We start from the raw sequence: 9,590 nt of genomic DNA, 5'->3' as shown, positions 1-9,590 counted from the left end.
CGAGGGCCTCGATCTGCAACGGCAGGGTGGCGAAGAAAAAGGTGAGGGTGGCCAGCAGTTGGGTAGTCAGACGTTGCGCTTTGGCCAGGCGCTCACGAGCGCGCGTCGGCAGCTCCGCGGCCTGGGCGATACGCCCGAGCCGCGCCCAGACGCCGTTGAAGCGCTGCGCGGCCTCGAAGGCGCCGGCGCGGCTGCTTACATCGAGGGTTTCGCCGAGTTGCTGCCGGCTCGCCTGCACTTCAATGGCCGCAAACGCCGGCCGCCGCGCGATCCGGCGAACGCGCTGCTCTCGCTCGGCTACACGCTGCTGCACGCCGAGGCGGTGCTGGCGCTGTACGGCGCCGGGCTCGATCCGTTCATCGGCTTCTACCACGCCTTCGACTTCGGGCGCGAGTCGCTGGCCTGCGACCTCGTCGAACCGCTGCGCGTCGAGGTCGACCAGCACGCGCTGATGCTGTTTCGCTCGGAGAAGCTGCGCCCGGAGGATTTTTCCAGTACGCAGAGCGGCTGCCTGCTCGGCAAGGCCGGCCGTGCGCGCTTCTACGCCGAGTGGGAGGCACCGGCGGCACGCCTGCGCAAGCTGCTCGCCGAGAGCATCTCCGACGTGGCGAACGCGATTTCGGCAGCGGGTGCGGCGGGTGCGCCATGCCCGGCCGACAGCACTGCCCCGGCCACCGACACCGAGGTAGACGACGATGACTTCTGAACAGGCTTTCGTCATCGGTTACGACATCAGCCATCCGCGCCGCCTGTTGCGCGTCCACCGCGAGATGTGCAAGCACGCCTCCCCGCTCGAATACAGCATTTTCCTGCTGGTCGGCAGCAACGCCGCCAAGGATCGCTGCCTGCGGGAGGTCGACGCGCTGATCAAGCCGCAGGACGACGACCTGCGCTGCTATGCGCTGCCGATACGCGGTTTTCAGGGCCGCATCGGACGCGCCAGCCTGCCCGCGGGAATCCTCTGGACCGGCTTGCCGGCGGCGATCGCGTGAAGGAAAGCGCTGGGTGCGAATCAGTCAGACGTACTCATACCTGCTGGTTGTTTGCAGGTGAATCTGCAAGAATGTCACCTCTACACATCTCCAGGTGCTCACCCTCATGTCCCAGCAAATTCCCAAAGCGATGGCAGAAAAGTTCGCGGCCATCACGAGCCTGACCGACGCCTTCTGCGAAAAGATGCTCAACGAGGAATACCGTCAGATGATCCAGGCGGTGGTCGGCGCGCTTGCCAGAAAGCGGCCATCTCCCCTATTGCGCGGCATGGAAAAGGTCTGGGCCGCTGCTGCGGTACATGCCGTTGGGCGGATCAACTTTCTCGATGACCCATCCCAGAAACCGCACTGCAAATCCAGAGTGATCTACGAGTTTTTCGGGATTGCCGAGAGCACCGGGCAGAACAAGTCCAAGGAAATCCGGGAAGCTCTCAAGATGGACAACTTCTCGCCGAAATGGACCCTGCCCAGCCGGCTCGCCGACAATCCCATGGTGTGGATGCTGCAGGTCAACGGCATTTTGGTCGACATTCGCCGCGCGCCGGTGGAGTTGCAGCGGATGGCCTTTGAGAAAGGCCTGATTCCCTTCATTCCCGCCGAGCAAGCTGAACAGGCAGAGTGAGCTGAATGCTCTCCCGCGACCTGCAATAGCCAACGCAATGCCAACCCGAATCTATCTGGTGCGCCACGGCGCGACCGACCTGACCGCCGACGACCGCTTCGCCGGTTCCTCCGACGTGCCTTTGTCCGATACGGGACGCCGACAGGTCGCCAGCCTGGCGGAACGGCTGCGCGGGGAAGACCTCGACGCCATCTACGCGAGCCCACTCCAGCGCACGGTCGAGACAGCGCGCATCCTCGGCGTCCCGCACGGTCTCGAACCGATCGCCGAGCCGGGACTGCGGGAAATCGACTACGGACACTGGGAGGGACTGCGCCGCTCGGAGGTTGAAAGCGCGTTCCGGGACGAATACGCGATCTGGCAGGAAGATCCGTTCGTCATCGCGCCGGCTGGCGGCGAATCCGGTGTCAATGTCCTGAACCGCGCGTTGCCCCTCGTCAGGCGTATCGTCGAACGGCATCGGCACCGCACGGTGGTGGTGGTCTCGCACAAGGGAACCAATCGCCTGCTGATCGGGAGCCTGCTGGGGTTCGACATGCGCGGCTACCGCGACCGCCTGGACCAGAGCCCGGCCGCCCTGAGCATCCTCGATTTCATGAGTGAGGTCCGCCCCAGGCTATGCCTGTTCAACGACGTGTCTCATTACCAAGGTCATGACTTTGCAACCGGAGTTTAGACCCACCCGGATCGCGCCGACCGTGCTTTGGCTGGCGACGGCCAATGACAAATAAGAAAAGGCGAGTTTCGTAGACGGCCTGGAGTCAGGCGGCGCGAGTCAACACGACCAACGCTGATCCTGACCAGGCAAAGGCACCTTGGAACGTGCGCCTGGGCCGCGCTTATTCATAGTGCGTCCACATCCCGAGCACGCGCACGACGCGTTCTTGGACGAAAACCTCGTAGATCAGGCGATGCTGGATATTGATGCGCCGAGAATACGCACCCGCAAGATCACCAACCAGCTTCTCGTAGGACGGCGGATTCTGGAATGGATCGTTGGCAAGTACTGCAAGCAGCTCTTGGGCTTTTGACTTCAGGCCTGCCGCGGCCAACTTCTTCGCATCCTTCTCTGCATGTCTGGAAAAAACGACCTGCCAACTCACCAGTCGAGCCTCGTGGCGCTTTCGCCAAGAGGCTCGGCCATGCCTTCTTTGATGGACTCGCGCATGCCGGGAACCGAGAGCAGGTACAGCGTTTCCTGGACGGCCTGCCAATCCTCTGCCGAGAGGAGCACTGCACTGCTGCGCTTGCCAGCGATGTGGATCGGCTGATGGGACTCAGCGGCCTGATCAATGAGGCGGTACAGATTGGCTCGGGCCTCGCTCGCGGTGAGTGTGATCATGGTTGATCTCCAATGAGAACGACATCGTACGTATTTACGTACGCCAGGTCAATCGCCACATCCGGGCGATCGCCTACACGGATGGAATGACGTTTGAAAAGATTTTCATTCTGACAAGCGGCGCCGAGACCCCTGCCCGGCGAGGCTTCCACTTCCGTTCGCGGACAGCGGGAGCCAACAGCATCAGAACGGCGGGCGCATGGTTCCCGAAATCCGTCCCGGGGGAACCGTCAACCCCTTGAGCTGCTGTCTGTTGGTGGGGCTTGCGTCACCCACGGAAACGATGTGGTACGGTTCCGCGTAGCGGTACGCGCCCAACTGTCTGGTCAATTGCTTGTTAATATTCGTCGTTCCCTGTTCCAGTTGCTCCTTACCCAAGCCATGCGCGAGCCGTTTCCTGAACTTGTCGATGCGCGTGTGGCTACCACTGCACGCATGCTCATAGTGGAAGCTGAGCTCCTGGCGATCCCGGTCCCACTGGCTTTCGCAGGCGTAGGTCACGCCGGCGCCCACGCCCTGTTCAACCGTTCGCCTCGCCATCCAGGCATACAGGGCAAACAGGCTGGCGGCCAGGTGCACCCGCCGGCCCCCACACACGATGACGCATTCGTCATAGTCCAGGCGCAACTCGGGTACAGCCAGGGCCTTCTGGGTTTCCGCGACGGTTTCGGTGAAGCTGGCCTGCCCGGCGCGCACACCGGGAGACAGGAAATGGGAAAGGCGCACGAAAGGGATGCGGGCAAGGTGGACCCTGGCCGCCGAAGCGTCGGCCGAGAGCTTGCCGTCCGGCGAGAAGAGGGTGCGCGGTTCCGGTGTCGGGTAATAGAAATCCCGCATGCGCTCGTAGCGCTCGTCCACCAGCACGTGCGAGAGCCTGTCCTGATCGCGGCCGAACAGCGACAGGGCGTAGCCGGCGTAATAGCCCATCGTCTTGCGACCGCCCGCCAGCGACACATGCACGGCGGCCTCGGGATCGCTGGTCGCTGCCTTGACCCAGGCGCAAATCTGGTCGGCCGTGATTTCGTTGTCGTGCGGACTGACGATATCCTCCACTGGCCGACCTTCCTTGCTCAGAACCCGGATGCACGAGGCGTCGAAATCGATCGGGCCGAGATTCCAGTCGCGGCACAAGGCGTGGAATGCACCGTTCTGCGGATGGAGCAGTTTTTCGACGGCATGCCGGCGGCCTTCCTCGGTCGTCAGCAAGCGGATTTGCGACGGGACGAAGGGCTGTTCGCTGTCCATCGCCAGCGCCCACAGCGTTTCGGTGACGATTTGCGGTGTCTTGCCGGTCACCGCGAGAAGAATGCGCTTCGGATACGAGCCCGGGCGGTCCGGCGTGGGCACCGGCTGTTCAACAGGATGAAAGCGGTCGATCATCGTGTATTCTTCAGGCGGCGAGGTTTCATTCTTCGGCTTTCTGCCCCAGGAAAAACCGGCGTGCCTTGAACTTCGTCTTGCTGGATTTCCGGGTTTCTCCGGACCAGGATTCGATCAACGCAGCGTGAATCTCCCGCGCCATTTGCGGCACAAGCGCCCACTCTTCGGCCTCGTATTCATTCCGGGTGGCATTGAGCCCGACGCCGAATTTGTCGGCAAGGGTTTTCTCGTTCATGTCGAGAAGGCGGGAACGGACCTTGTCCTGCGGACTCAAGGTCTGCTCCAGCGCCTGTTTGCCGGCTGCCCGAGCCTTGCTCGTGGCCTGCTGGTCAACAGCCATGAAGCCGTAGCCGGCGGCCCGCTTGGCGCCAATGCCGGTGTCCGCCAGCGCTGCTTCAAGGAGCTTGATCGCCAGTTCCGCCCACGCCGGATCGCCCTCGACGACGAAGTAAAAGCCCCCCTGAACAGCGATCTGGGCGTTGGGCACCGGACTGTCGAAGTCGGTGGCCGCACCGTTGCCGGCGTAGTAATCGGGATGATGCACGGTGACCACTTCCCGGACGTAGGGCCGGACACCCGGGCGAGGAATCCACCAGGCGTCGTGCCAGACCAAGCAGCCGGCGCCCGGTTGGCGCCCGCTGTCGCCAACGTCTGTCTTGTCCTCGCCGAACAGCGCCGCGCGATACGAGACCTCCATGCCGATCTTTTGCGCGTAGCCACGCGCACATCCCTTGACCGAAGAACCAGGAATCATCGGCATGCCGTAGCTGTGGCTGCTGCATACCCCCGTTTCGATGGCCGCCCCGGCGGTGAGACCGATGAACATCCGCTGCAGAAGTTCGGCATACAGGCTGCGAAAACACCTCACGTCACTGGTCGCCTGCCGCCATCGCGCGTAGGCCAGTTCGTACAGGGCAGAGGGTTGCTGATGATCGCACACACTATCGATATGAGCGGCCTTGCCGGCCTGCACATCCTCTTTCCAGCCGCGCATCAGCAACAGGCCGGCGTGGGGCTGGACGATGCGGCTTGGAAGTGCCTGAGCCAGACGGTTCCTGACGAGCTGCGTCATGTGCTCTCTCCGTCGGTCGACTCTGCCTTCAGAATGCCCTGAGCGTAGCGCTTGAACCAGCCGGCGGCCTCGAGAGTCCGGCGCGTCAGATCCTGATAATCCCCCAGATCACTGGCGATGATCTTTCCGTGAAAGCCCTGTCCGTTGCCTTCCCCGAGGACGTCCGCCAGATCGTCCAGGTAACGGAGGTGCTCTTCCCTGCCCTTCGCCAACAGGAAGCCGGTCGCCTGCGCCAACCCGGACTGCAGGACCATCACCGGGAAATTGAGCGCCAGGGCGCCGTATTTCTTTTCCACAGGCCAACCCTCGACCGCTTTCACCCTGGCATAGGCGGCGCGGGCGTGCTTCTGATTGCGGGTTTCCATTTGCACGTACTCCTTACTCAGGCGAGCAGAAAACGGCACAGGCCGCGGCCGACGGTATGCTTGCCGCCGATCTGCAGCGTGGTCTCGCTGGGCAGCAGGCTGGCCAGATCGGCAGCCGCCGAACGGTCGTCCCTGGCACGCGAACCGGAAACACCGATCACGCCCCACAGCACCGATTCCGCCGGCAGGTTTTCTTCGTACCACAGGGCGCCGCGGGCAACGGTACGGGTGTCGTCGTTGATTCGCACCCGCGCCCGGATTTCCGTCGCCGTATCGGCGAGAAACGAGAACACACTGTCCGACAGGATGACGAAGTGCCTCCCGAACTCGGTCTGCCATTCGTCCTGTCCGGGATAGAGCGCCTGCGCAATGCTCAACGCCCAGTCGCTGGCCGCGTCGCCCGGCGCGACCGTCAAATCCAGATCCTCCAGCAACACCTTGCCCTGGCTCGCGATAACGCTGTCACCAGCCGCTGCGGCCTGCCCGGCGTCGAGCGGGGGAATCGGGCTGCTGGCGTTCCGATCCCGCGCATAGCGGTGCAGGATAAAGGGGCACGTGGCGAAAGCCACCACACCGTTGAACGAGCGGATCGGCAGGATCAACAACTGCGCGTCGCCGACCGCCAGGGCGCCGGCGTGAGTCTCCCCATCGGCGGTGGATTCCGGACCGAAGAGCGCCCTGTGCGAGCGGCGATCGATGTCGCAAAGTTCATCCCGCAGCACTCCCTTGAGCGCCGAGCCGGGAACCAGCGGCAGATGGGTCGCGCGCGAACGGGCAATCGGCAGATCGACGACGCCGACGCTCTGGCCGGTGCCGACGTGCAGGGCGGAAAGAGCGTGCAGGTGAAATGTCTTCTGGAGCATGGCGAGGCCTTTCAGGAAGTCGGATTCCAGGAGGCCGGCAGCGCGAGGCCGAAGCCATCGAGCCGGTCCTGGACGTGATCGGAAACAGGCTGGAGCCACAGGGTCTCTACCAGGCCCGGTGGAGGTTCATTTTGCAGTTCGAACCAGTAGACGGCGCCGGCAGCGACCGCCTTGCGCATCGCACGTGGCTTCTGGGTCGCCAGATCCCAGCCGGAAACCGGCAACCACCGTTCCACCGCCACCGCTTTCAGCGTCACGACGAGATCCGGGCAGCCCGGCGGTGAGCCACCCAGAGTCCGCGCATCCAGCCAGCCGGGCAGATGGCCGCCGGAAAATATTCCCGGCGTCACCAGCGTCAGGCGCAGCCCGCCCTGCGCGCGAATCCCCGCTTCGAGTCCGTCCGGCGGTCGGGGCCAGTGGCTCGCTGGCGAGGGGTGCAGCCGGGAGATCCGGCGCTCGCCGCCGAAGGTGGCGAGCGTCTGGTTGAGCCGGGTGTCGGAGCGCGCCAGAAAAACCAGGTCGTGCTCCTGCCAGCCCCCCAGTTGGCGGGGCGCGGCCAGATCAATGCCTCCGGTCTGGAACAGGCGGCCCTCGTCGGCGGACAGCGTCTCATCGTCGAGCGCGACGTGCGTGCGCTCCTCCGCCGGCAGGGCGCCCAGCCCTTGGGTGCGCAAGGTCTCGAACGCTACCGGGGCACCCGCGCTCCAGGACTGCAGCGAGGCGAAAGGCCAGTACTGCGGACCCGGCGCGGGTTTGCCGTCGATCCTCACGCTCATCCGTACCGGCAGCAGGTCCGGGCGCAGGTCGCAGCCGGTATCCGGCGGAAGCTGGCCCGGCGACAGGCGAATCACCTGAATGGACCCTTCCTGTCGCAGGTAGAGCGCATCCGCCGGTTTGGGCAGCAAAGGAACGATGTTGCCGTCCGAGCCGCGCCTGGCGAGTAACGGACCGGCCGTCGCGATCTGGCGCAATTCGCTCGAAAAGCGCAACTGGTACTGGTCGGCGTGCAGGGTGCGCAGCAGGCCGGCCAGGCTGGAAGGCAGCGGAAAAGCGGCGCCGTCCGCTCCCGCCTGCGCGCCGAACGGTTTCCCGGAACGGAAGACCAGCGGCGCGAGTGCTTCGATGAGGTAGTCGTGATTCATCAGTCGCCTCCGAGGTCGCCGGCCGTGCGGGCGGCCAGCCAGCGCGCGACGATCAGTTCGTCGGCCAGTGTGGCCAGATCGAGATCGTCACGGTAAAGCGCCTCAAGGCGCCCCTCCAGGCGCGCCACGATCTCCGGGTCGAGGCGACCGCCGTCTTCGCGGCGCGCCCGATCGAGCAGGCGGGCGAATTCCGCGGCCGGGATGCCGCGTTCCGGTGAGTCGCCGGTCAGCGCGAAGGCGGTGCGCCGATGCACCTGTCGAGCGTCGTAAGCCAGCCGGCTGGGCAGTTTCCGGCCGCCGCCCGGCTGATAGCGGTAAGCCTCCTGCCAACAGGCGAAGTCGGCCAGCGCGGCGGCATCGTCCCAGCGCAGACGCACGCTGGTCTCGCTACCCGAGCGCACGCGCAGGGCGATGCCCAGGGCGTTGCGCTTTCTGCACTCGGCCAGTTCGTCGCCCTTGGCCTTTTTTTCCGCCTGCGTCGCCAGCGTACGCAAGGTGCCCAGCGGTTCCATCAGGTGGCCGATGGCCAGGCCGACACTCAGCGTCGGCATCGCCTCCTGGCTTACCCCGAGATCCCCAGCCACCTCCTGCAACGCCTCGGCAAAGGCAATCTGCAGCGCCTTGGCACAGGCGAAAGCCCGCTCGAGCGGCAGGAAAGCCAGCACGTCGTCCCCTCCCGCGTAGATGGCGTGGCCGTGGAACTCCCTGACCCGCTCGCGCACGCTGCCGGCAAATGCCGAAAGCGTCGTCGTGATCCGGATATGGTGTTCCTTGTCGTTTGCCTCGCCCAGCAGTTTGCCCATCCTGTCGCCATCGGCGAGCAGGATGGCGCCGTAGGGACAGGGCTCGCCGTACTTTTTCCAGACCGGTTTGAGGCAATCCCGCAAGCTCTCCAGGACAGCGGTGGCCTCTCTGTCGCCGATCGCGTCGCGCAGCGCCGCATCGAGACGGAAACGGTAAACCAACTGGCCATCATAGGGCAGGGAGCTGTAGCAGCCGGCGTTGCCACGCACCCGGGTGGCCAGGTCGAGCGCGACCAGCGGCTCGTAAGCGGCGCCGAGAGCCTGAAGAACTTCGGGTGGAAGCGTCGCGACCCACGGCTGGGCAGCAATGCGCGAGAAAGGCGTGAACTGGTCGATCGTGCCGCCGAGCCGTTTGGCGATTCCCGCGCAGTCGAGTTGTTCGCTGCCGCTCAGGCCGAGCTTGCGCCGCACCCGGTCACCGATTCTGCCTTCGCGCAGGACGGTTTCCCGCGCACCATCGAGGGAAGATTTCGGCAAGCCGAACCCGGCTTCATCCTCCGCGCTTGCCGCGGAGGGTCTGAAGTCGCGCGTCGCCTTGCGGGCGGCGAGCGCATCGGCGGCCCGCTCGGCGGCTTCCCCGTAGCCTGCCTGATTGATGCGTGCCCAGGCGGCAAAGGTTTCGACGTAATCGTCGATCTGCGCGCTCCAGACGCCAGGCCGCAGCGCCTCCTCGGCCTTCAGACCATCGCGGGCGGTTTCGGCGATATTCCGGAAACGCCGTCTTGCCGCCTCCTTGGCCGTTTCCGCCAGTTGCCGCACCTCGCTCTCGTCGGCCAGGGCAACGACGGCCTGCACCTTGTTGCCCACCGAGAATTCACTGCCGGGCCTCAGATCGCTGTCTGGCGCCGGGAAAATCAGACTCGCGCCGCCCTCATGCAGCGCCCTGGCTGCCGCCTTGGAAATCTCGGAGAGCAGCCACGAGCCGCTCCACAAATCCCGGCTGCGCCGAGCCGCGGCGATGAAGCCCTGGACGGGACCGAGGGAAAGAATGAGCACATATTCGATCATC

12 protein-coding genes are annotated in these 9,590 nt (G+C 64.8%); 4 read left to right on the top strand and 8 right to left on the bottom strand.

Annotation, left to right across the window (positions count from 1 at the left end):
• The 4 genes from cas1 to AW06_RS10165 form a co-directional block, all read left to right on the top strand.
• A partial coding sequence (gene cas1 / locus AW06_RS20355; RefSeq protein WP_273704585.1) for a CRISPR-associated endonuclease Cas1 occupies nt 1–706 on the top strand: 706 nt, incomplete at its 5' end.
• Nucleotides 696–992, top strand: a complete 297-nt coding sequence (locus tag AW06_RS10175) for a CRISPR-associated endonuclease Cas2 (protein ID WP_034949367.1) — start codon at nt 696–698, stop codon at nt 990–992. The genes cas1 and AW06_RS10175, both read left to right, overlap by 11 nt.
• Nucleotides 993–1,098: 106 nt before the next feature.
• Complete coding sequence (locus AW06_RS10170) at nt 1,099–1,614, top strand: DUF6398 domain-containing protein (protein WP_034949365.1); 516 nt, start codon at nt 1,099–1,101, stop codon at nt 1,612–1,614.
• 37 nt (nt 1,615–1,651) lie between these two features.
• Nucleotides 1,652–2,290 (top strand): histidine phosphatase family protein, encoded by a 639-nt coding sequence (locus AW06_RS10165; protein ID WP_034949363.1) that lies wholly within the window; start codon nt 1,652–1,654, stop codon nt 2,288–2,290.
• A 163-nt stretch (nt 2,291–2,453) separates the two neighbouring features.
• Here AW06_RS10165 and AW06_RS10160 read toward each other — a convergent pair whose 3' ends face one another.
• The 8 genes from AW06_RS10160 to cas10 all read right to left on the bottom strand — a co-directional run bounded on the left by AW06_RS10160 (nt 2,454) and on the right by cas10 (nt 9,589).
• Complete coding sequence (locus AW06_RS10160) at nt 2,454–2,717, bottom strand: Txe/YoeB family addiction module toxin (RefSeq protein ID WP_034949361.1); 264 nt, start codon at nt 2,715–2,717, stop codon at nt 2,454–2,456.
• On the bottom strand, nt 2,714–2,956 hold the full coding sequence (locus tag AW06_RS10155; protein WP_034949359.1) for a type II toxin-antitoxin system Phd/YefM family antitoxin: 243 nt from the start codon (nt 2,954–2,956) through the stop codon (nt 2,714–2,716). The genes AW06_RS10160 and AW06_RS10155 overlap by 4 nt, the downstream gene beginning before the upstream one ends.
• Nucleotides 2,957–3,139: 183 nt before the next feature.
• A complete protein-coding gene (gene csm6 / locus AW06_RS10150) occupies nt 3,140–4,336 on the bottom strand; it encodes a CRISPR-associated ring nuclease Csm6 (protein WP_273704584.1) in 1,197 nt (398 codons plus the stop codon).
• Nucleotides 4,337–4,361: 25 nt separating this feature from the next.
• Nucleotides 4,362–5,408: a type III-B CRISPR module RAMP protein Cmr6 gene (cmr6, locus tag AW06_RS10145; RefSeq protein WP_273704583.1), complete on the bottom strand. Its 1,047-nt coding sequence runs from the start codon at nt 5,406–5,408 to the stop codon at nt 4,362–4,364.
• The gene (cmr5, locus tag AW06_RS10140) at nt 5,405–5,773 is read right to left on the bottom strand and encodes a type III-B CRISPR module-associated protein Cmr5 (RefSeq protein ID WP_034949357.1); all 369 of its coding nucleotides are present in this window, start codon (nt 5,771–5,773) and stop codon (nt 5,405–5,407) included. Before cmr5 ends, cmr6 begins: the two co-directional genes overlap by 4 nt.
• Nucleotides 5,774–5,790: 17 nt before the next feature.
• A complete protein-coding gene (gene cmr4 / locus AW06_RS10135) occupies nt 5,791–6,636 on the bottom strand; it encodes a type III-B CRISPR module RAMP protein Cmr4 (protein WP_034949356.1) in 846 nt (281 codons plus the stop codon).
• 11 nt (nt 6,637–6,647) lie between these two features.
• A complete protein-coding gene (locus tag AW06_RS10130; protein ID WP_034949354.1) occupies nt 6,648–7,778 on the bottom strand; it encodes a type III-B CRISPR module-associated Cmr3 family protein in 1,131 nt (376 codons plus the stop codon).
• A complete protein-coding gene (gene cas10, locus AW06_RS10125) occupies nt 7,778–9,589 on the bottom strand; it encodes a type III-B CRISPR-associated protein Cas10/Cmr2 (RefSeq protein WP_034949352.1) in 1,812 nt (603 codons plus the stop codon). Before cas10 ends, AW06_RS10130 begins: the two co-directional genes overlap by 1 nt.
• Nucleotide 9,590: the final 1 nt, after the last annotated feature.

Source organism: Candidatus Accumulibacter cognatus, assembly GCF_000584975.1.
GTDB classification, from domain to species: Bacteria; Pseudomonadota; Gammaproteobacteria; order Burkholderiales; family Rhodocyclaceae; genus Accumulibacter; species Accumulibacter cognatus.
Note: the sequence above shows the minus strand (reverse complement) of the source record. Positions and strands in the feature narration are given on the sequence as shown.

Bases quoted from the DNA above. Each gene is read 5' to 3' on its own strand.
- AW06_RS10175 (WP_034949367.1), top strand. From the start codon at position 696: ATGACTTCTGAACAGGCTTTCGTCATCGGTTACGACATCAGCCATCCG.
- AW06_RS10170 (WP_034949365.1), top strand. From the start codon at position 1,099: ATGTCCCAGCAAATTCCCAAAGCGATGGCAGAAAAGTTCGCGGCCATC.
- AW06_RS10165 (WP_034949363.1), top strand. From the start codon at position 1,652: ATGCCAACCCGAATCTATCTGGTGCGCCACGGCGCGACCGACCTGACC.
- AW06_RS10155 (WP_034949359.1), bottom strand. From the start codon at position 2,956: ATGATCACACTCACCGCGAGCGAGGCCCGAGCCAATCTGTACCGCCTC.
- csm6 (WP_273704584.1), bottom strand. From the start codon at position 4,336: ATGATCGACCGCTTTCATCCTGTTGAACAGCCGGTGCCCACGCCGGAC.
- cmr6 (WP_273704583.1), bottom strand. From the start codon at position 5,408: ATGACGCAGCTCGTCAGGAACCGTCTGGCTCAGGCACTTCCAAGCCGC.
- cmr5 (WP_034949357.1), bottom strand. From the start codon at position 5,773: ATGGAAACCCGCAATCAGAAGCACGCCCGCGCCGCCTATGCCAGGGTG.
- cmr4 (WP_034949356.1), bottom strand. From the start codon at position 6,636: ATGCTCCAGAAGACATTTCACCTGCACGCTCTTTCCGCCCTGCACGTC.
- AW06_RS10130 (WP_034949354.1), bottom strand. From the start codon at position 7,778: ATGAATCACGACTACCTCATCGAAGCACTCGCGCCGCTGGTCTTCCGT.
- cas10 (WP_034949352.1), bottom strand. From the start codon at position 9,589: ATGATCGAATATGTGCTCATTCTTTCCCTCGGTCCCGTCCAGGGCTTC.